This is a genomic window from Paenibacillus sp. strain BS8-2 (assembly GCF_054483835.1).
This window is the reverse complement of record NZ_CM137010.1, coordinates 1,276,957-1,299,699: the sequence shown is the minus strand read 5'-3', so window position 1 is coordinate 1,299,699 and position 22,743 is coordinate 1,276,957. Positions and strand designations below refer to the sequence as shown.

Sequence of the window (22,743 nt, the reverse complement as noted above, 5' to 3'; positions counted from 1 at the left end):
GATGCTGCCATCTTATCTGACCCTAGCCGCTATTTTGTTCTGTATTGGGCTGTACGGCGCTCTTGCGAAGCGGAATGCGATTATTGTGCTCTTGTCACTGGAGCTAATGCTGAATGCCGTTAATCTGAACTTGGTTGCATTCGCCAAACATGGCGCGCTGCCATCGTTGACGGGTCAAATTTTCTCAATCTTTACGATTACGGTCGCCGCGGCTGAGGCCGCTGTCGCTGTAGCGGTGTTGATCGCGTTATTCCGGGCGCGCGGAACCGTGGATGTCGAACAGATGAATGCCATGAGGAGGTGAAGCGGATATGGACTTTTATACGAAAGCAGCATGGATCATTCCGTTCATTCCGCTTGCCGCGTTTCTTATGCTCACGGCGCTGGGAAGGAATTATCGCAAGGCTGGCGTCTTGATCGGATCACTAGCTTCGCTGATCTCGTTCGTGATGTCGATCCTAGTGCTGATAGAGCGGCTGGGACCGAACGCGATCGACTACGAATACAGCTTCGATTGGATCTCGATCGGTCGTTTTACGCTTGAGATCGGCTTCGAGGTAACAAATTTAACTACACTAATGCTGATTGTCATTACGTTCGTCGGGTTGCTGGTCAATGTGTATTCGTCCGGCTATATGAAAAACGACGATCGGATTACCGTGTACTACGGCTACATATCGTTATTCACATTTGCAATGTTAGGTCTTGTACTTTCAGATAACATGTTGTCCTTATATATCTTCTGGGAGCTTGTTGGCGTGTGTTCATTCCTGCTGATCGGCTTCTGGTATACCAAGCCCGCAGCCAAGGCCGCGGCCAAAAAGGCGTTTATCGTCACTCGTATCGGAGACGCAGGGTTATTGATTGGGATTCTGCTGTTGTTCTGGTATATGCCGGATCATGCGCTGGGCTTTACGATGATCGAGAGCGTGTTTGAAGGTCAGGGAGGCATTATCGCTTCGGGTATCACGACCGTTATTGCGCTGCTTATTTTCCTTGGCGCCGTAGGCAAATCGGGTCAATTCCCGCTGCATGTGTGGCTGCCGGACGCCATGGAAGGGCCAACGCCGATCAGTGCACTGATTCACGCCGCAACGATGGTAGCCGCTGGCGTTTATTTGCTCGCACGCACATTCCCCATTCTGGAGGCATCCTTGTTCGCGAGTGACGTAGTGGCGTACACGGGCGGCTTTACGGCGTTGTTTGCCGCAACGATCGCGCTTGCGCAAACCGATCTCAAGCGTGTGCTGGCATATTCGACGATTAGTCAACTCGGGTACATGATGATGGCGATCGGTCTTGGTTCTTGGACCGGCGGCATCTTCCATCTATTCACGCATGCATTCTTCAAAGCGCTGCTGTTCTTGGCAGCGGGGAGCGTTATTCATGCCGTTCATACGCAGAACATCAAGGAGATGGGCGGTCTCTTTACACGTATGAGGGTAACGGCGGTGACCTTCGGCATCGGGGCGCTCGCGTTAGCCGGCATCCCGCCGCTTGCAGGCTTCTGGTCGAAGGATGCCATATTGGCTGTCGCACTGGAGCAGAACCCGTTCCTCTTTGCAGTAGGTCTAGCTGCGGCGTTATGTACGGCACTGTATATGACCCGGACATTTGTACTCGTATTCCTTGGCAAATCGGCGTCGAGCGTGGAGAGCGGCAAAGCTCCGTCATTGGCAAAGGAATCACCGCGTACGATGACCGTGCCTCTGATCGTGCTGGCGGCAGCGGCGATCGTCGCCGGTTTTGTAGAGACGCCTTGGAACGGTTGGCTTGGCGGCTGGCTGACTGGCGAAGAAGCCTCGGAGCATGGCAGTGCGGTTGCCATGGTGTTATCGATTGTGGCCGCCGGAGTTGGCGTTTGTCTAGGCTGGCTATTCTATGGCTCGGGGAGACTGCGTTCCGCTTCTGTTAAGGAGAGCGCCCCTTGGCTCGTCCGTCTTCTTGAGCGGGGTTATTATATCGATGCGGCATACGAGCTTATTGTTGTCCGCGGACTACGAGCGCTTGGCAGCGTTCTCGCCTTGTTCGACACATACATCGTCGGCGGATTGGTCAAGCTCGCAGGTTCCGCTGCGGATTATTCGGGCAAAGTCGCGCTGCGTCTGCAGAACGGGCACATACAGACCTATAGTCTTGCCGCCATCATAGGCGTCATCGTGTTGGCTGTCGCAATAATCGGAAGGAGGCTGCTGTCATGAGCGTGCTATCCGATATTCCCATTTTGTCAATCTTACTCGTGACGCCCCTAATTGGAATTATCGTCCTATTGCTGTTGCCCAAAGAGCGTCAGCGCTGGATGACGGTCACGGCGATCCTCGCGACGTTCATTCCATTGGTGTTGTCGCTTTGGTTGTATGTGGATTACGACAAGCATAAGGGCGGAGTCACGTACGGCGAAGATGCGACTTGGCTCGAAGTGCCGATCAACAGCGATTTGCAAAGCGGAACAGACATCCTATTTTCGTTCCGTTATACGCTTAGTGTCGACGGCCTGTCGATGCCGCTGCTTCTGCTGACGGCGCTCGTAACGGCAATGGCGGCGCTCGCAGCCATTCATGTCAAGAAACGCAAGAAGGCGTTTTTTGGATGGTTCTTGCTGCTGGAGACTGGTATGCTTGGCGTGTTTATGGCACGCGACTTGTTCTTATTCTTTATTTTCTTCGAAATCACGCTCGTTGCGATGTATTTCCTTATCGGTATTTGGGGGTACTACAATCGGGAACGGACAGCCAATCAATTCTTGATCTACAATGGCATAGGCTCCGCGCTGATGCTGATCGCATTTGTAATACTGGTTAGCACGGCGGGCTTCCGCATCGAGGAGGCGGCAGGCGGCTTCGAGATGATTTATAGCGGCAGCTACGGTGATATCGCTCGTAATTTGGCCGATCCCAGCGCTTGGGTCAATCTGAGCGATGCGGCGGCAGGCGGCTTTAATCCGTTCGAGATGAGCGATGGGATGGCTTGGACGATTTTTATCCTGCTGCTGATTGGCTTCGGTATCAAGCTGCCTGTGTTCCCCTTCCATTCATGGATGCTCAAGGTACATACGGAAGCGCCGCCGGCGATTGTCATGATCCATTCAGGTGTGCTGCTGAAGATGGGGGCGTATGGCTTGCTGCGCTTTGGGCTGCTGCTCTTCCCCGAGCAAGCGCGGGAGTCGGCAGTCATGCTCGCCACACTCGGACTCATCAGCTTGCTGTACGGCGCGGTTCTTGCGTTCCGCCAGACGGAGTTCAAGCTTGTGCTCGCCTATTCGTCGATCAGCCACATGGGAATCGTTCTGCTGGGATTTGCGGCATTTAACGAAATTGGTTTACAAGGCGCGGTATTCCAGCTTGTCTCGCACGGCTTGATCTCGGCGCTGCTGTTCTTGATAGTGGGCAGCTTGTACGAGCGGACGGCGACAACCGAGCTCACGAAGCTGGGCGGACTGGCGAGGTCAATGCCGTTCATGAGCGGGATGCTGCTCACGGCGGGACTTGCTTCGTTAGGGCTTCCGGGTCTATCCGGCTTTGTCGGCGAGCTGCTTACACTGCTGGGATTATTCGAGTCGATGCGCTGGCTTACAGCTGTTGCGGTAATCGGCATTATATTAACCGCGGCGTACGTGCTGCGGAGTGTGCTTGGCATTACGTTCGGCACGCTGCGCGAAGAGCATATCGTGCTTAAAGACGCCAGGTTTATCGAAGCACTGCCGATGATCGTACTGCTTGCGTTTATCATCCTGCTTGGCTGTTACCCATCCGTGCTTACGGATACTTTGCAGCTTAGCGTTAGCGGATTTATGGATCAATTATTCACAATCAGGTCAGGGGGTTAACCGATGCCGGATAATACGGGATTTGCGCCGTTGACATGGCCTGACGTGCTCCTGATGGCTCCCGAGCTGCTGCTTGGCTTATGTTTTATCTTGCTCGTTTTGTTGGATCTGTTCTTGCCTCGGCGTGTGAGCAGATCCTGGATTGGAGGATTAACGTTTGTCAGTCTGTTGGCAGCAGGGCTGCTTGTCGCATTGCGAATGATTGACATGAACGAAGGAGCAGGAGCGGCAAAGACCTTGTCGTTGCTCGGCGATAGCTATCGAATCGATGATTTCGGCAGTCTGATGAAGCTGATCTTCTTGCTTGGGACGTCGCTAGTCGTGTTGCTTGGCTTAGGGACGGCTTCGCGAGACGAGGCGATTACGGATAAAGGCGAATACTTCTATTTGCTGCTGCCGGCCGCAATCGGTGCGATGACGATGGCTTCATCAGGCAATCTCGTCACGTTATACATCGGTCTCGAGCTGCTCAGCATTACAAGTTATATCCTTGTTGCGATGCGCCGCAAGAACGAGCTGTCTGCCGAAGCGGCGTTCAAATATGTTGTGAGCGGCAGCATATCATCGGCCTTTATTTTATTCGGAATGTCGTACCTGTACGGAATAACAGGCTCCGTCACCTTGAGCGGGATCGGCGAGGCGCTCCCGGCCGCTGTTCAGCAGTACGAAGCGTTTGTTTATGTGGGCTTCGGTATGATGCTTGCGGGCTTTGCGGTTAAGATCGCGGCAGCGCCGTTCCATGCTTGGTCACTGGATGTGTACCAAGGCGCTCCGACTCCAATCGCTGCGCTGCTGGCCGTTGTATCCAAAGGCGCTACGCTTGCGGTTGCGCTGCGGATCCTCTATTCGACGGAGTTATTCGCGGCGATTGATGCATCGGGCAAGGGTGTGAGCGATGATATATTCTTCGCCTTGCTGCTTGTTGCGGTCATTGCAATGCTAGTAGGTACGCTTGCTGCACTTCGGCAGAAGCAGACGAAACGTCTGCTCGCGCTGTCTGGTGTGGCGGGCGCCGGCTACATGCTCGTGCCAATCGGTCTGTCGATTACTGCCGTTCATAGCAACAATGTAACGGAGCTTATCTTCTATCTCGTTGCCTACTTGCTGATGACGATAGGCGCGTTTGCGGTAGTGACGGTTGTTAGCCGATCGGCGGGACATGAGGAGCTTAAGGGGTTTGCGGGTATGTACTACCGTGCGCCATGGACAGCAGCAGCGATGGTCATATTAGTATTATCCCTTGCGGGATTGCCGATATCGGCAGGTTTCTTCGGTAAGCTGTTCATTTTGCTTGGCGCGGCGAGCGCAAAAGCGTACTGGGTCGTTGCGGTGATCGTGCTCAGCAGCGTCATCTCTTATTATTTTTACTTCGGGCTCATTCGTCAGATGTTCATGCGAAGTGGCGGTGAAGCACCTATGCAGGTCTCGCCGCCTGTCGGCATCGTGATCTGGTTCTGCGCAGCTGGCACGCTGCTGCTAGGTGTTTATCCCGGGCTGCTAGTCAGCGGTATCGACAGCGTGTTCTCATTCCTCGGCGATTTCATTGGTGGGGGATGAAGGGCATGATGAAGAGATGAAGAGATGAAAGGTGATACCACTCGTCATTGGTAGGCGGTCAAAACAAATAACGTCATTTTAAACGCTGCTGGCGGGTTCGTTATCGTGTGATAACGAGTTCGCTGGCGTTTTTTAAATTCTAAGAATTTATAAGTTTTTGCATCTTATCTGAGCTTAGAATTCTCGGAATGAAACGCGCTGCGCCGCCAAAGACGGCGATAGCCGTTTCACCTTGTGTGTTTCGGAGCTGGTGCATATCTAAAACTTTGGATAAATACGCGCATCAAAATGGGTGAAGAAGGATTGTACGGCTGTACATGAGAGACCAGGGGAGTATGAGAGAAACGATACGGAGTAAATCAGATTCTATCAGGTCACGTTACGTCACAAAAGAATGACAATACGCCAAACTGATTAGCAACGCATGCATGATCTTCGAACATAATATTTTCTCGCGAGTACGTGGCTCATAACGGCAGTTTAGTAGTGGCGGAATAAATAGTTGATGACGGACCGAAACCTTGTGGAGTGAACGAAGGTATAAAGAAGGGAGAGTATTTATTATTAGATAGTGCGCTTCTTGACCCTCAGGCTAGGCACAAGAAAGTTGAAGTCAGGCTAACCCGTCTGCTTCCTGTTTTTGTGCGACTAAAAGAAGGGGTTGCGTGTGTTGAAGTCGAATGACTACAGAAATACGCAAAAAGGCAGAACAAGATGATTATATTCCGTAATTGGGTGAAGCATACACAATCGAATTCGATGACACAGCTGCGCCACGAGCGCCTCACACTCCAGGGAGGCGCTCGTCGTCTTGTCCACGAAGCGCGAGGCGGCGTTCGCCGCAGCTTATTCGCGCTGCTCCTCGCGAGCGTCGCGCTCGCAGGGCTGGCGTCTGCCAGCCCTGCCCCCGCGCGAGCCGCGCAGCCAGCCGCCGTGCTTGCTGCAGGCGGCGCGGCAAGCGCTGCAGAGCAGCCGCAGAGCTGGCTGCTCCGCTGGGACGATCCCGCGCAGGCGCATGAGCTGCGCGGGACAGAGGTGCTCCGCCGCCAGCCGGACGCGGCGGTGGAGGTCGTGCGTCCCGCCGCGTCGGCTGGCGAGGACGTGGAGGCTTGGCTGCGCCGTCTGCGCGGCGAGCCGGGGGTGGCTTACGTGCACCCGAGTGGCGGGGTGCACGTGCTTGCTGAAGCTGCAGCGACATCCGCTGCTTCAGGGAGCGCTCCTGCCGAGGCACCGGAATCCCACACATGGATTCCAGGTGGAGGTGGGCAGGAGACAAGCGAGAGCGCCGACGTCCCTGACTCTGATGTCTCTGACTTTGATGTTTCATACGTCCCTGATGCTTCTGATGTCCCTGACTCTGATGTCTCTAACTCCGATGTCGCCGCGGCTCCGGCGTCGACGCCGGATATCGCGAAGGCGGCAGCCAGACAGCAAACCATCAAAGCCAACGATCCTGAGCTGGCGAAGCAGGCCCATTTGGCTTTAATCGGCGCCGAGGAAGCATGGAAGACAGTACGCGACCATTCTGGTATTACGATAGCGTTGATCGATACCGGCGTGGATCTTGACCACCCGGATCTCAAAAATAACTTGGTAGAGGGCGTCAATCTAGTCGAACGCGGCACGCCGCCGGAGGATGACAACGGTCATGGTACTAGCGTGGCTGGCGTTCTCGCCGCATCCGGCAATAATGGCGTCGGTGTGTCGGGCGTCTTATGGAATGCTAAGCTCATGCCGATCAAGGCGCTTGATGAGTGGGGAGACGGGACAGAAGAGGATCTTGGAGAGGCTATTCTGTATGCCGTCAAGAAAGGAGCCCGGATCGTGGTGTTGTCCGTCGGTCTGCATCGTGAATCTCCTTATATGAGAGATATCGTTAATTATGCGGAGAAACAAGGGGTATTGCTCGTTGCTGCAGCTGGCAATGACGGTGTTACTCTGGGGTCGAAGGCCTCGGTCAAATACCCTGCTGCTTATCCAACTGTGCTCGCTGTAGGCGGCGCGAGGGCGGATCGCACGGCTGATCCGCGCTCCAATCCCGGATCGGAGCTCGACTTGATGGCTCCCTGGAACGTTTATACAACGGCGCTAGGCGGCGGCTATAAGTATGAGGAAGGTTCATCGATGGCGGCTCCTCAAGCTGCCGCTGCTGCTGCGCTTGTCATGGCCCAGAATCCGACCTTAAAGCCTCATGATGTCAGAGAGCTGCTTCGTCAGACTGCAAGGGATATGGGACCGGGAGGCTTCGATAACAAATCCGGCTACGGCTTGCTCCAAGTTGGCAAGGCAGTTACCGCCGTCTTGTCCAAGGATGCGCATGAGCCCAATAATTCGAGTGCAACGGCTGCTGTTTTGCCGATTGGCGCCATGTACGGTGCCGCGCTGAATACAGCCAAGGATGAGGATTGGTATACGGTCGATATCCCTTACGACGGCAAGTTCATCCTTCAATACGAGGGTCTGGTCGCTGGCGGTGCATCTACGCCTGCTGTACGTATTGGCTATTATGAAGGCGGTAAGCTGGTGCGCGAAGAGGATACCAAGCTTGCTAGCAAATCGATCGAGTTCAAAGCCAAGAAGGGCAGAAGTCTCGTTAAGGTTCAATTCAGCAACCCGGCTCAGAATCAGTCCATGTCATACACCTTGACGACATCCCTCGTCATCGCAGAGGATGCTTATGAGCCGAACGATCAGCTGGGCAGCGCTTATTCGATTCAGCCTCGAAGCGGGTCCATATCAGGGACCTTTCACAAGCAAGCCGATCGCGACTGGTTTGTCGTGGATTTCAAGCAAAGTGGACAGCTTCAATTGTCTGTCAGCACCAATACGGCGCGAATTGATCCTGGTCTGTCCTTGCAGAAGGACGGTCAAGCGTTGACCGTCTATGATGATCGCGGAGAAGGCGCTTCCGAAGAAACTCCGGTCATATCTGTCACTCCGGGCAAATATTATATTCGTATTCACAATGGGATCGCTTTGGACGCAAGTCCGGTCCTGGGTACATACACCCTCAAGCTGGACTTCTTGCCAGCATTGACTGATCCTAACGAGCCGAATGATAAGTCCTATGAAGGACTGCTGATGAAGGCGGGAACAGAGTATGTAGGCGTGATCGATAAGATCAATGATATAGACTGGTTCCAATTCCGATTGACGAAAGAAAGTACTGCAGGGTTAACCGTTACAGGAGTGCCGGAAGGTGTGAAGCTCAAGCTGGAGTACTACGACAAACGGATGAAATTGGTTGGCTCGGGACAAACGGAAGGGCGAGGCAGTATTCAGACGAGGAGCGGGGTGCTTGCCACTGGCGTTTATTACGTAAAGATCACGGCAAACCAAGTGTTTCAGAATGATTACTACCGTGTAAAACTAAAAGTAGATGAGCTGGTAGCGGGTTTTCAGGACATATCGAACCATTGGGCGAAGGACGCTATCGTCAGTCTGAAAACAAGGGGCATCATAAATGGAGCTTCTCCTTACCGATTTGAGCCGGATCGAACCATTACAAGGGCAGAAGCCGTCACGATGGTCGTCAAGGCGTATAACCCGATTGTCATGACGTCAGCGGGCACCTCATTAAAGGATGCCGGCTCGCACTGGGCCAAGGATGCCATTGCCAAGGCTGTGGCCAAGGGCTGGGTCAAAGGATATCCTGACGGGACGTTCAAGCCTGATGAACCGATTACTCGGGCAGAGATGGCCATCATCATCGGCAATGCCGAAGGGTTGAAGACACAAATACAGAACGTACGCCCGTTCTATGATGTGTCTCCGTACGATTGGTATGCCCCCATGCTGGCGGCTATGAAGCAGGACGGCAAGCTCACGGGCGTAGGATCTAATCTGTATAAGCCTAACGAAACGGCGAGCAGGGCATCGTTCGCGACGCTGTTAAATCGATATGTATAATGTGATATCCGGAAAGGCTCTGGATGTTTGATGGAGGGATTGTTGTGACGGAATGGTCTGGGATGTGGGAAACGGGAATTGCGGGGCTGTTCTCGATCGTTGTGGAGCTGCTGAGCATATTTTTGGCTTGGTTTCTGCTTCAAGAGGTCAAGTGGGAAACCTTCTTCCAATTTCCCCGCCGGCCTAAGGCCAGAATGCTGCAGGTAGTGCTTGCTGTAGCCATTGGTCATTTGTTTGCCGGGTTCATCCTCCAATATTGGGGCTATAGCATCATGCTGCGCAGCTTTGTCGAATAACAAGTGCGAAACATGTCAACAATGGGTAATACATAACTTCAAATGTTGACGGCATATGTCGATAACCTTTCTAGGCGGTAACCTTATCCGGTATTAGGAACTGGCGAACTCCCCATAACGGCGGTAAACCAGGGGCGGAAGGGTAAAAAGTTGGAAATAAATATCCCCTTGTCGATTCATGCGGACAGATGTTAAGATGAAGTTTAGTGATTACTCGAAGTCTGTCAAATGATGACTTTAACAATGAGTTTATGATTCAGAATTTGCAATTCGCGGAGGGACACAAGATGACCAAAATTATCGTCCGCGGAGGCCAGCGCTTATCGGGTACGGTCCGCGTCAGCGGAGCCAAAAATGCAGTGCTCCCCATTCTTGCTGCCTCATTATTAGCGACGGAAGGAGACAGCGTCATCTGTGACGTGCCCCTCCTCGACGACGTTATGACGATTCAGAGCGTTCTGGCTTCATTGGGCGCCAGTCTTACTTATAACCAAGAAACAATGCGGATTTCCGCACCGATTATTCAATCTTACGAAGCTCCTTACGAGCTCATCCGCAAAATGCGCGCTTCTTTCCTTGTTATGGGACCGCTTCTTGCCCGTATCGGCAAGGTTCGAATTTCGTTGCCAGGCGGCTGCGCGATCGGTACCCGTCCTATTGACCAGCACTTGAAGGGCTTTGAGGCCATGGGTGCAGAAATTACGTTAGGCCACGGCTTCATCGAGGCTAGCGTAGAGGACCGCTTGAAAGGCGCCAAAATTTATCTCGATGTGGCAAGCGTTGGAGCCACCGAAAATATTATGATGGCTGCCGCTCTTGCTCAAGGTACGACCATTATCGAAAATGCGGCGAAGGAACCGGAAATCGTGGACCTCGCTAATTATATTAACGCGATGGGCGGCAAAGTTCGCGGCGCAGGTACGGGCATGATTCGTATCGAAGGTGTCGATCGGATGTATGGTGCCAAACATAACGTTATTCCTGACCGAGTAGAAGCCGGAACCTACATGATTGCTTCTGCGATCACAGGCGGCGACGTATTCGTCGAAGGAGCAATCGCGGATCACCTGATGCCGGTAATCTCCAAGCTGCAGGAAATGGGCGTCGAGATTACGGAAAGCGACAATGGCATTCGTGTTAAGGCGCCGAACGCGCTTAAGGGCGTTGACGTCAAGACATTGCCGCATCCAGGTTTCCCAACCGACATGCAGTCCCAAATGATGGCACTGCTGCTAGTATCGGAAGGAACCAGTGTTGTGACCGAAACCGTCTTCGAGAATCGTTTCATGCACGTTGACGAGTTCCAGAAGATGAACGCCAACATCAAGGTAGACGGTCGTTCGGCTATCGTCACAGGAGGCCTGCCGCTTACTGGAGCGAAGGTAACCGCAACCGATCTGCGCGCGGGCGCGGCTCTGATCTGCGCGGCGCTGAGAGCTGACGGAGAGACGGAAGTGACCGGCCTGCATCACGTCGATCGTGGATATGTTAACATTACGGGCAAGCTTGCAGCACTTGGCGCAGATATTCGTCGTGTTGCCTCCGAAGCTGAGCCGGCTAGTCTTGCAGCGGATATGAAACGCGCTGAGCCTGTCGCTGTTGCGACGGTCTCTGGAGCAACTGCCGTTGTCAGCAAGGCTGCGACAACGGCTCCGGCCATCGAACCAGCCGCTTCATACAAGCGCGAGAAAGAAGTCGCTGTGCTTAAGGTGCAGCCGACCTGGGCTTAAGCCCGAAGCACAGCGCTTGCTGTCAGCCGTCGATTCCTTCATCCGGAGGGATTGACGGCTGTTTGTTGTCTGATGCTGGATCAAGTACCCTTGATAGCTGACCTAACAATCAGACGCCTTAATGCTTCTCCCTATATTCTTGAGGAGAGACATTGTAGGCTTTTTTAAATGTTTTTGAGAAGTAGGGATAATCGATAAATCCACATTCCTCCGAAATTTTGCTGATACGAGTATTCATATCCGACTGCAGTCGCTCCTTAACCTTCTCCAGTCGCAGCTCACTGATATAATGTGTAAGGGGCTGATGCATTATTTCCCGAAACATTTTGCTCAAATAAGGGGCCGTTACTCCAGCTCGTTCCGCCAATGTATGAATGGACAAGTCGATATTGCCATATTGCTGCTCGATTTCCTGAAGCACCTGGGCCACAATTTTTTTGTTTCTCGGGACGCGATTAAGCGAGATCGTCCCAATATGCTGCTGAATCTGTGCGTTCCACTGCTCGAACAGCTCCTGTGAGGATTGCGGGCTTCTGGATTCTGTATGTCTGACAGGTTCTTGACCAAGGTGATGCAATTCGGATTGATACATAAGACGGAAGTGCCCCATCAGCTGTTTCAGCTCTGTAAGGCTTAATCCCCAGCGCTCGCATTTGCTCCGCCATTCCTCCAGGTTGTTGCGAGCTTCCCCGGCGTGCTCAGCCAGCACCTGACGAGCGAGCTGAGCGATATGCCTGCTCATCTCCACCACGACATCCGTATCCAGCTGCTCGGCCCATTGCGCCGGATTTTTGAACAGCGCTTTGGACAAGACGCCGTCTATGCTCTCTTGTGTAATCGGCTTAATAATATAATCCATGACCCCAAGGCGAATCGCATGCTGGGCATATTGGAAATCGGCATATCCGGTTAGCAGCACTTTATCAATCTTTGGATAATGAGAGCTGACATACTCCATGAGGGATAAACCATCCATGACCGGCATCCGAATGTCCGTGAAGATTAAGTCGGGCTGCTCGGCTTCGATTAATGCAATTGCCTCCTTACCGTTCTTGGCTTCTCCAATAAGATCGACAATAGAGTTGTTTTTTACCAGCAAGGCTGCAATACCCTTCCGAATGACGACCTCATCATCCACAATAAGAATCTTCATGTCCTCATCTCCTTTGGGGGTAACGTAATGACAACACGAATGCCTCCAGATGCGGAATGGGCGTAGGTCAAGCCGTACGGCTCTCCATAATGCATTCTCAGACGAGCATGCACATTACTGATCCCAATGCCGCTGCTATTGCTGTAGGGCTCAATGGGCATCTCCGTGTTTTGATGCAAATAGGCATTCAGCTTCTGCAGAGCGTCATCCTCCATCCCCTCTCCGTTATCCTCGACAATGATTTGATAGCTCGTTAAGGAGTATCCCGAAGAAATTTGAATGCCGTATTCACGATCTCCTCTGAAGCCGTGAGCGTAACAATTCTCTAATATAGGCTGAAGAACAAGCTTGAGAATCGAATAGGACAAGAGCTCCTCCTGTACACGAATATCGATTTCAATATCCGGATAACGTTCTTGCTGAATTTTCAGATACGTTTTGACATGCTGCAGCTCTTGGAACAGCGATACTTCGATCTGATGGTTCTCGATGGAGTATCTGAAGAAATCAGAGAGCGCCTTGCTCATCTGGCTAATACTCGGTATATCGTGAACGATCGCATGACAATTGATGACCTCGAGCGTATTGTACAGAAAATGCGGATTGATCTGATTTTGCAGCGCCTTAAGCGTGGCTTCCTTCTGCTGCAGCTGGGACTCCATATGCTCCATCTTAATGACATATACCTCATGGATAAGCTCGGATACACGAATAACCATTTGATTAAAGCCATGTCCAAGCAAGCCTACCTCATCGGAGAAACGAACGGGAAACCGCACGTCGAAATCCCCTTTTTCTACCCTTCTCATTAGCCGAAGCAGCTTTTTTATCGGTTTTACCAACGACAGGGCTAACGCGCTTGAAAATAACAAGGTAAAAATGACAACGGTTACAATGACGAATATATTAATCGTTTTCATTTGATGAACCTTGTCGATGATGGATGCCCGGTTCATGGTCATCCTGATTTCGAACTCCGATTGCTCCAATCTGGAGCTCATGACGATATAATCGGCTTGACTGGCAGCGGCGGGAGTGGATTGCATCGTTGCCGACGTATAGATAAGCTGTCCCTCTTTATTCAACAACTGAATCTGGACATCCTCGCTCTCCAGGTGGACAAACGCATCGCGAAACAGCTTCGCGCTTAGTCGGACGACAAAAATCCCGTCCCTGGTGCCCACATTCTTGAGACTCATGCCAGCCAGAATGGTCGGCTGCTTCTTATCCTGGTAGAACAACGTTTCCGTTGTCGGTTCTGTCCAAAGCTCTGACGAGCCCTCTGTGAAATGGCGGTACCAGGCTTGCGAGGAATAGTCGATATTCCGGTCAATGGTCAGACTGTAATCATGAAAGAAATGATCATCGTCGCGGTAGAAAAAGACAGACTCGATATCGCCGGGATAACGTTGGCGAAAGGCTCCTAATACTTTGGCGGCATAGGCCATGTCGGGCGTAATATTAAAGGGGTCCAGGGTTGCCTCCAGCAATCGCGGCCCATTATCAGAATAGGCGAGAAAGTGGAACATATCGTTCTTAAGCTCGATCAAGCGATTGTCCAAATTGACCCCCGTTTGATCTACCCCTCGTTGAATGGCCTTTGTCTCTATATCTACCAGAATGGATTGGAATAGCTGCTGCGACAACGTGACAACAATCAAGATGCCCATCACCGAGACAATACCCATAGACAAAAACATTCGAATAAAGATAGAGCGATTCATGAACAGCCTCAGGTAACGTTCCTTTATGTCGGCTTCTTTTTTTTCCACAGCGCGGCTCCTTCATGTCTTAGGACTGATGATGTCATTTTACACTTATAAATCCATGAACTGTCAATAGAAAATATATGTATGTTCGCAGAATGTAACCGCATCAATTATTTGTTTTTGTAAGACAAGGAGCGGTGTTCAAGGTCATGGTGCAATTGTTCTGTATCTTGTTAAATGAAAACAAGACATGGATCCGATCCGTCGTTTCTCACATTCTAAGACAGGAGGACATTCAAGATGCGAACGATAAAACCGAAATGGGTGAGGCGGGAGAATGCGACAGCCTATGCCATGCTTGTTCCGGCCATTATTCCTTATCTAATGTTTAATCTGATCCCGATTCTCTGGGTTGTTTATTTGAGCTTCACAGAGTATGAGGGATTTGGAACGCCGAGCTGGGTAGGTCTTGAAAATTATTTTGTAGTATGGGGGGATGCTTTCTGGTGGAAGTCGGTCGTCAATACGTTTATATTTGCCTTTGGCAAGCTAATCATTGAGATTCCGCTGGCATTGGTAATGGCGGTCATTCTGAATCGGAAGCTGTTTGGATCCAACTGGTTCAGGGCGATCATTTTTTTGCCGCATGTGACGAGCATGGCGGTAATGGGTTTAATCTTTTTCTTCCTGTTCCGCCCGTTTGACGGCATTCTCAATGGATTATTCCTCTCGCTCGGACTGATCAATGCACCGTTCGATTACTTGGGCAACTCGGTATCCGCGATGATTTGCGTCATACTCGTAGGCGTGTGGCATGGCATGGGACTGAATATGATTTTATTTATAGCAGGCTTGCAAACGATTCCAAAGGATATTTATGAGAGCGCAGCTATGGATGGAGCGGGAAGCATGAAGCAATTCACGCATATCACGCTGCCGATGCTTGGCAACATTATCAAGATTGTTGTCATGCTGGCGATTGTTTTTACCTTGAAGTCGTTCGATTTGATCAAGGTATTGACAGACGGAGGTCCGTTCGGCAAGACCGAGGTAATGTTCACCTATGTATTCAAGTATTTCTTTAGTAACGAATATTCGTCACAATACGGATATGGATCGGCTCTTGGAGTAACCGCAGCGATCATTATTCTGCTTGTCTCCTTTGTCTATTTCAAGCTGTCAAGAAATCTGAAATCACATCACTGAGGACATTCCTCTATCAGCAATGAACCGGAAGGGAGTTTACGATGCGCACGGATACTGGAGCAGGAACAGAATTAAACAGACGTTCCATTATAAAATTGACAAGCCAACCGTTTATGCAGGGCATCATGTATGTATTTATTATTCTGATTTGTATGCTTGCTTTGCTTCCTATTGTTTATGCCGTCTTTGCTTCGGTGAAGCCGCTCGATCAACTGATGGCAGACGGCGCAAGATTGCTGCCGCGCATATGGCGGTTCGAGAACTACTCGGAAGTATGGGTGTTGGGCAATTTTTCCCGCTATTTTCTTAATAGCATCATAGTCGCCGTCTCTGTGGTGACGATTGATGTCCTGTTTTCCTCGATGTTTGGTTATGTGCTGGCGCGCAAGCAAATCGCCGGACTGCGGATGATTGAGGCGACCTTTGCAGCAACGATCTTTCTCGGGGTGGGCACGGTAACGTTATACCCGCAATTTTTAATTGCGAAGCAATTTGGGCTTCTTGGCATACCCGGCATTGTGTTGGTTCAGCTGGGAGGTATGATGGTTGTACACATCTTTCTGATCAAATCATTTTGCGAGGGGTTATCGCGCGAGATGGATGAAGCCGCCAAGATGGACGGCTGCGGATTTTTTTCGATCTATTGGCGCATTGTATTCCCGCTGCTGAGACCTATCCTTTCGACAGTGGCTATACTAGGCTTCCAAGCCTCCTGGAATAACTTCCAGGTACCATTCGTATTTACCATGTCGCTGCCAGAGTTCAGAACTCTTATTATTGGCGTATACGCACTTAAGAGCTCCGGAGAGGCGGCAGGCGCGTGGAATTTAATGCTGGCCGGGACAATGCTGTCCTTGCTGCCAATCATTCTGTTGTTCCTGTTTATGCAGAAGTATTTCATGAAAGGTTTGACAGAGGGTTCGATCAAAGGGTAATAGAGTAGTTTTTGTAAGACAACAGATTCTAGTTTGAACCATTTACCCTCAACAATCGATCTATTAGAATGAACATTGTCAAAATGAAATCGTTACCAAAAAATTATTTCGGGGGGACAGGTATGAGAAGAATGAGTGCAATGTCAAAGATGATGATGGCGGCCATGACCGCAACCCTGCTCTTAACAGCATGCGCAAACACAGGGAACAATGAACCGGCATCAACAGCATCAACAGCATCAAAAGCACCGGCAGCAACACCGGAGCCGACTGTGAAGAAGCCGGTTGTCATCAAGATGTGGGACAAAAATGGTGGTTTGGCAGAGGATGTGAAGCAAGCGGTAGAAAGCTTCAATGCGGCGAATCCGGATATTGTCGTAGAGCTTAACTTATTGGCCTCGGATGAATATGAAAAAAATCTTCCCATTGCTTTCTCGACCAATGAAGCCCCGGATATTCTGGCCGTCGGCGATGGTGTAAAGATGGTAAGAGCCAATCAGCTGATGCCGCTTGACGATCTTGTAAGCGCTGAGCTTGTAGAAAACTACAAACAATATTTGATCCCCAACGCATCGATTATTGATGGCAAGCTGTATTCGGTTCCTACTTATGCAACAACAATTCGACTTGTCTACAACAAAGAGCTGTTCAAGAAAGCGGGCCTGGATCCGGAACAGCCTCCTGTGACATTCAGCGAATTCAGAGAAGCGGCCAAAAAGATTACAGAGGCATCCAACGGGGAAGCATACGGCTTTGGAGCAGCCTTTAAATGGAATCCGGTAGTCGGTCTGCAGCTGGAGCCGCTGTCCTTGACCTCAGACGCTGATTTAACACGTAATGGTTTGTTCAATCTGACGACGGGTCAATATGAATCCATCAAGTATAAACCGGTTATCGAGCTGTATCGTTCCATGTTTAAAGATGGCTCGATGTTCCCGGGAACAGCGAATTTGGATAACGATCCGCTGCGCTCGGCTTTCGCAGAAGGAAAAATCGGGATGTACATTGGCGCGTCATGGGATATCGCTACGCTGAACACACAATTCAAGACCACTGTAGACTGGGCTCCTGCTATGTTGCCTGTCGAGGACGGCAAGCAGCTCGTCAATAATATGTTGACGACAGCTAAGCCGTGGGGAATATCCGCCCAGACCAAGCATCCGGAAGAAGCGGCAAGAGTATTGGAGTATATGCTTGGAGCCGACGTCATTACCAAGATGCAGAAAGCGGGCAAAATTAATGCCATTCTGCCTGCCGCCCAAACGGATGAGTTCCTGCCGGAAGGGGTTACGCAGTTCAAAGGCTTTGTACCTGGAGAGCTTGATAAGGTAGTGCAGCCGGACCCTACTGGATTCTTGAAGCTGCAGGGTCAAACGATTAAAGACACGCTAATCGAGCTTATCTTTACAGACAAAGCGATTGATCCGACATTAAATGAGCTGAGCGACAAGCTGAACGCAGCCTTCAAGCAAGCTGTCACAGACGGCTCGGTGAAAGCAGAGGACTTCAGTAAAAAGTAAATGGATATGAACGAAGAAGGCGCCCTCAAGACGCCTTCTTTTTCAAAACAATTGAAATAACAGGGTAATTTCGATACGTGCGAAAGGAGCTCAGGTGATGGAGCGGCGGAAACCGAATCTGATCTATATTCTTGCTGATGATATGGGTATCGGCGATATGACATGCTTCAATAACAACTCCAAGATACGTACAAGGCGACTTGATCAATTGGCCCAGCAGGGAATTGCGTTTACGGATGCCCATGCCTCGTCATCTGTATGCACGCCATCCAGGTACAGCATTATGACGGGAAGGTACAACTGGCGCTCCCGACTCAAGAAAGGTGTGACCTGGGGGTATTCAGCCCCTCTGATCGAGGAAGGCAGAATGACGGTTGCCTCGCTCATGCAGCAGAACGGCTACAGCACCTCCTGTATAGGCAAGTGGCATCTTGGTATGCACTGGAGCAAGCAAGGGGAAGGCGAGGATGAGGTGGATTTCACAGGACCGATCCTTGGCGGACCTACATCATACGGCTTCGATTATTTCTACGGCATCAGCGCTTCTCTCGATATGCCTCCGTATGTGTACATCGAAAACGATCGAGTGACAGAGCCGCCTGATCGTCTGACTAGCTGTGATGATCCGAAGGGTTATTGGCGCGAAGGACCTACTGGAGCCAACTTCAAGCACGAAGAGGTGCTGCCAAGGTTCACGGAGAAAGTGCTGCAGACTATCGAAGAAAGCGCTGAGGAACCGTTTTTTATCTACTTTGCTTTGCCGTCGCCTCATTCGCCAATCTTGCCTTCTGAAGCCTTTCAGGGAAAGTCGGGCATAGGAAGCTATGGCGATTTTGTGCTGATGACAGATGACGTGGTGGGACAAATCATGGATAAGCTGGAGGAGCTTCACCTAACTGAGCATACGATTGTGGTGTTCACAAGTGACAACGGCTGCGCTCCTGTAGCTGATTTCGATGAGCTGGCTTCTTATGGACACTATCCGAGCTATGTCTATCGGGGGCATAAGGCAGATATCTATGAAGGCGGACATCGTATCCCGCTTCTGGTGCACTGGCCTGCCCGGATCGCAGCGGGCAGCGTCTCGCAAGAGCCTGTATGCCTAGTCGATCTACTGGCGACAGTGGCAGACATTCTTCATCTACAGCTGCCCGACAGCGCCGGAGAAGACAGTGTCAGCAACTTGCCGGAATGGCTTGGTGAGGCAAGGAAGGGACCCCTCCGCGAAGCCATTGTACATCATTCGGTATTTGGTTGCTTCTCTATTCGTCAGGGGAATTGGAAGCTGGAGCTCTGTCCAGGCTCGGGGGGCTGGAGTGCGCCGCGCCATGGCGATGAGGAGAAGGACGCCCCGCCGATACAGCTCTATCAGTTAGATCAGGACATTGGCGAGAGGGACAACGTCTATGCGCTTTATCCCGATGTCGTGCAGCATCTGCGCGAGCTATTGAAGGCGTATGTTGCAAGTGGCAGGAGCACGCCGGGCTCGCCGCAGCAGAATGACGGGTCAGAACACTGGGATGAGCTTCATTGGATGTATAGCTGACTTACAAGCTGCAAGGAAGGAGATCGTTACGAATGTTGAATATATCTGTACCGACCAAGGAACAGCAAGGCAAGCTGACGGAGGAAATGATGGAGCAATATCGACAAGGCAGTCTTGCCCTGGTCAATGGCCATCAGTGGCTGGATGGACATATTACCCCGCACTTTCACTTCACGGAGGCTGAAAAACAGGTGATTGTGCTGTTGAATAGAAGGAGACACCGCATATTATTTGAGGTCGACCGTATGGCTTACGCGCCGGAGTGGAAGCATGGCATGGAAGCGGCGGATCACCCTGATTGGTGTGGTGAAGACATCGGTGTCGGAGAGGCGGGCAGGGGAGGCAGGTTTACTGTAGAAGGCTATAGCTTTGAGCTTCCTCCACTGCAGCATTTCGACGGCGAAGCAGGCGAGCTGTTTTTTGTCCTTCAGCCTTTGGATTTCAGCAAGGACGGCTGGCCTGAGACAACCATATATGTCAATGGTCAAGCCCAAGCAGCATTAGGCCGTTGGCATCACTATTGGGCTGCTGAGCAGCTGCTGGATCAGGATGCCCCTAATCGGGTGGTGCTGAAATCATTTGGCATCTATGAGCAGCCCAAACGAGGATATTCCAGAGTCGCAATAGCTGCAAGAGATCCATTCGTTCACGACTTATACTGGAATTTCCGGACGCTTGTTGAAGCAAAGTCGATACTACCTGAGCAATCGGAGACGTATAAGCAATTAAGTGAGGCTTTGCATACATGCGTAGGGCTGTTCATGGATAACGACAATGCAGAGCGTCTGCACCGAAGTCGCATGGAGCAGGCCGCCAAGGTGCTGGATGAGGTGCGGACAACAATCGCGGAAGCAGGCAGCACGCCTTCCTTTATATTGGATACGATCTTCCATGGCCATCATGATACTGCTTGGCAATGGACAGTTGCTCATTCGCGGGGGAAAACGGAACGAATAGCGCTCAACAATCTGTATCTCATGGACCGCTATCCGGAGTTTCAATACTTGTATACTGCCCCTTACCATTACGAGACGTTAATGCAGGATCACCCGGACTTGTATGCGAGATTGAAGGTCAAGGCCAGGGAAGGAAGATGGCAAGCCAATGGAGCCATGTGGGTGGAGCCTGATCTTCATTTTCCATCGGGAGAAAGCTTGATTCGCCAGCTCCTGCTTGGCATGAAGTTTTTTGAAGAGGAGTTTGGAGTGAAAGAGCATGTACTGTTCTTGCCTGATTCCTTTGGCTTCACTCCCGCGCTTCCGCAGCTGATTCGCGGATTTGACCTGATCCCTGTGCTCTATGCGATGAGAACGACCGACAAAACAAATCCTCATCAGCTGTTCCGATGGAAGGGGATTGACGGCAGCGAGGTACTGGTCAACAGTATTACGACCCCTGCCTGGGAATATCCCTACATACCGGAATTTCATCCGGCCAGGGGAGACAGAGACCCGCTCTCGTACTGCGCCCCGGATGCCGGTCCAAGACGTATATATGGGGTTGCGGAGACGTTTCTGCATAAGAAGCAGACCAACAGACAGATTTTCCCTGTCGGCTGGGGCGATGGCGGCGGAGGCGGTGTAGAAGATTTTCTGGAGCAGATCCGTGCCTTGGGCCAAATTCCTGGTCTGCCGAGGATAGAGCTAACCGATCTGCCCACGAGCGCCAGGAAGCAGCTGGAGAGCTTTGATAGCTTTCCCGTCTATGAAGACGAGATATACGTCGATTTCAGTACGACGTTCCGTCATGCTCACCGTAACAAAATGGAGAATAAGGCTGCTGAGCGACTGCTGCATCAAATTGAATTTATGGGAGCATGGCTGGAGAGGCAGGGTCAAGTCTATAATCGTCAACGAGTCGAAGGGCTATGGAAGCAAGTGCTGCTCAATCAATTCCATGATATTATTACCGGCCAAGAGCAATCCGTCAAAGAAGTGCATGTGGAGGCTGCCGAGCGTTATGCCGAGGTTCGATCGGAATTGGAGCAATTGCAGCAACACGCATTGGATCAGCTCGCTGAGCTCATTGGGGCGCCGCAGCATGCCGTAATTATTGTCAATTCTTCATCGGCAGCCGTAGCTGGTGTCCAAGAGATTAGTCTGCCCTCTGGCGTATCGGGATGGCGTGATTCGGATGGCAAATCATTGAGCATCCAGCAGAGCACTGTTCATGCCGATTCGATACTGGTTGAGCTACCATCTATTCCGGCATACGGATATACCGTGCTTCAGCCGACTTCATCGGAGAACTCGGAGACATCGGAGACATCAGGGACATCGGGGGCGGAGTCGGTACGGGTAGACGAAAGACTGCTAATTGGTGAACGTATGATGGAGAATCGATATATCCGGCTGACTGTGGATGATCAAGCCCGCATTGTGTCGTTGTACGACAAACGAGTCTGCCGCGAGCTCGTACCGCAAGGACGAAGGATGAATACGCTGATGCTCGAGCATGGCCCTAGCAAGTTATATGATGAGGCGGCTGTATCTATCGAAATTGTGGAGACAGGACCGCTCAGAGCGGGCTGGAAGATCACTCTTCTGTACGGAGCATCGCGCATCGTGCAATACATGCTGTTATGTCAGGATTCCGCTCAATTGCGATTTGATTGTGATATCGAATGGCGGGAGGCGACGTCGTTATGGGCTGACTTCCCGATTCAACTCACATCCCGATATTGTAGTCAGGGCATACAGTTCGGCTACCATACCCAAACCAGATCAACCAACAATGAGCTGGACGCAGACCGCTCCCATCTATGGGCGCACGGCTACGTCGACGTTTCTGAGGATGATTACGGGATCGCCTTACTAAATGATATTCGTTATGACCATATGATGAAGGAAGACAGTATAAGGATCAACTTAATGGCGGATGCAACCGTCCATAATGCGGTGTATCAAGAAGGCGCCGGCCGCTTCACTTACGCGCTGCTTCCTCATCAGGGACGCATGACAGAGGGCGGAGTCATTCAGGAATCGATCTTGCTGCAGAACCGGCCGCTTGTCGTTCAATCCCGGCAGTCTGCGCCAAGCAGTGCTGTTCTCCCTCCTCAATGGATGTCTGTGGGCAGCGACAATATTCTGATCGATACCATTAAACCGGCAGAAGACGGGAGCGGCTGCGTCATCCGACTATATGAAGCCTACGGCAGAACGACGAATACGCAGCTCCAGCTGTTTGATTCGGTGAACCGTGTGTACAGGACGAATATGAGAGAGGAGCAGGCTGTAGAGCTTATCGCGGATCAGAATCAGCTTGCATTGACGTTTAGACCCTTTGAGGTAATGACGCTTAAAGTTCTATACGCATAGCAACACGTTATGAATCCAATTTAAGAAATCGAGGTGAAC

The 22,743-nt window shown here is 51.2% G+C and carries 14 protein-coding genes; 12 read left to right on the top strand and 2 right to left on the bottom strand.

Going from position 1 to position 22,743, the window contains the following annotated elements:
* Position 1 precedes the first annotated feature (1 nt).
* The 7 genes from nuoK (at position 2) to murA (ending at position 11,318) form a co-directional block, all read left to right on the top strand.
* Positions 2-304, top strand: coding sequence for an NADH-quinone oxidoreductase subunit NuoK (gene nuoK / locus ACX1C1_RS05595; protein ID WP_458956146.1), 303 nt, complete (start codon positions 2-4; stop codon positions 302-304).
* Positions 305-311: 7 nt separating this feature from the next.
* Positions 312-2,201: an NADH-quinone oxidoreductase subunit L gene (gene nuoL, locus ACX1C1_RS05590; RefSeq protein ID WP_458956145.1), complete on the top strand. Its 1,890-nt coding sequence runs from the start codon at positions 312-314 to the stop codon at positions 2,199-2,201.
* Entirely contained in the window at positions 2,198-3,826 is a 1,629-nt protein-coding gene (locus ACX1C1_RS05585) for a complex I subunit 4 family protein (RefSeq protein ID WP_458956144.1), read from the top strand. Before nuoL ends, ACX1C1_RS05585 begins: the two co-directional genes overlap by 4 nt.
* A 3-nt stretch (positions 3,827-3,829) precedes the next feature.
* The gene (locus ACX1C1_RS05580) at positions 3,830-5,383 is read left to right on the top strand and encodes an NADH-quinone oxidoreductase subunit N (RefSeq protein ID WP_458956143.1); all 1,554 of its coding nucleotides are present in this window, start codon (positions 3,830-3,832) and stop codon (positions 5,381-5,383) included.
* 714 nt (positions 5,384-6,097) lie between these two features.
* Positions 6,098-9,292, top strand: a complete 3,195-nt coding sequence (locus ACX1C1_RS05575; RefSeq protein WP_458956142.1) for a S8 family serine peptidase — start codon at positions 6,098-6,100, stop codon at positions 9,290-9,292.
* Positions 9,293-9,336: 44 nt separating this feature from the next.
* Positions 9,337-9,588 (top strand): DUF1146 domain-containing protein, encoded by a 252-nt coding sequence (locus ACX1C1_RS05570; protein WP_458956141.1) that lies wholly within the window; start codon positions 9,337-9,339, stop codon positions 9,586-9,588.
* A 287-nt stretch (positions 9,589-9,875) separates the two neighbouring features.
* Positions 9,876-11,318: a UDP-N-acetylglucosamine 1-carboxyvinyltransferase gene (gene murA / locus ACX1C1_RS05565; RefSeq protein ID WP_458956140.1), complete on the top strand. Its 1,443-nt coding sequence runs from the start codon at positions 9,876-9,878 to the stop codon at positions 11,316-11,318.
* 118 nt (positions 11,319-11,436) lie between these two features.
* Here the strand turns inward: murA and ACX1C1_RS05560 are convergent, their stop codons facing one another.
* Both ACX1C1_RS05560 and ACX1C1_RS05555 read right to left on the bottom strand, forming a co-directional pair.
* Positions 11,437-12,471 (bottom strand): response regulator transcription factor, encoded by a 1,035-nt coding sequence (locus tag ACX1C1_RS05560; protein ID WP_458956139.1) that lies wholly within the window; start codon positions 12,469-12,471, stop codon positions 11,437-11,439.
* The gene (locus tag ACX1C1_RS05555; RefSeq protein WP_458956138.1) at positions 12,468-14,243 is read right to left on the bottom strand and encodes a sensor histidine kinase; all 1,776 of its coding nucleotides are present in this window, start codon (positions 14,241-14,243) and stop codon (positions 12,468-12,470) included. Before ACX1C1_RS05555 ends, ACX1C1_RS05560 begins: the two co-directional genes overlap by 4 nt.
* A 237-nt stretch (positions 14,244-14,480) precedes the next feature.
* Here ACX1C1_RS05555 and ACX1C1_RS05550 point away from each other — a divergent pair, with 237 nt between their 5' ends.
* The 5 genes from ACX1C1_RS05550 (at position 14,481) to ACX1C1_RS05530 (ending at position 22,704) form a co-directional block, all read left to right on the top strand.
* Positions 14,481-15,386 (top strand): carbohydrate ABC transporter permease, encoded by a 906-nt coding sequence (locus ACX1C1_RS05550; protein WP_458956137.1) that lies wholly within the window; start codon positions 14,481-14,483, stop codon positions 15,384-15,386.
* Positions 15,387-15,427: 41 nt separating this feature from the next.
* On the top strand, positions 15,428-16,321 hold the full coding sequence (locus tag ACX1C1_RS05545) for a carbohydrate ABC transporter permease (RefSeq protein WP_458956136.1): 894 nt from the start codon (positions 15,428-15,430) through the stop codon (positions 16,319-16,321).
* A gap of 122 nt (positions 16,322-16,443) precedes the next feature.
* Positions 16,444-17,841, top strand: a complete 1,398-nt coding sequence (locus ACX1C1_RS05540) for an ABC transporter substrate-binding protein (protein ID WP_458956135.1) — start codon at positions 16,444-16,446, stop codon at positions 17,839-17,841.
* Between the two features lie 97 nt (positions 17,842-17,938).
* Complete coding sequence (locus ACX1C1_RS05535) at positions 17,939-19,387, top strand: sulfatase family protein (RefSeq protein WP_458956134.1); 1,449 nt, start codon at positions 17,939-17,941, stop codon at positions 19,385-19,387.
* Positions 19,388-19,419: 32 nt separating this feature from the next.
* Positions 19,420-22,704 (top strand): alpha-mannosidase, encoded by a 3,285-nt coding sequence (locus ACX1C1_RS05530; RefSeq protein WP_458956133.1) that lies wholly within the window; start codon positions 19,420-19,422, stop codon positions 22,702-22,704.
* Positions 22,705-22,743 lie beyond the last annotated feature (39 nt).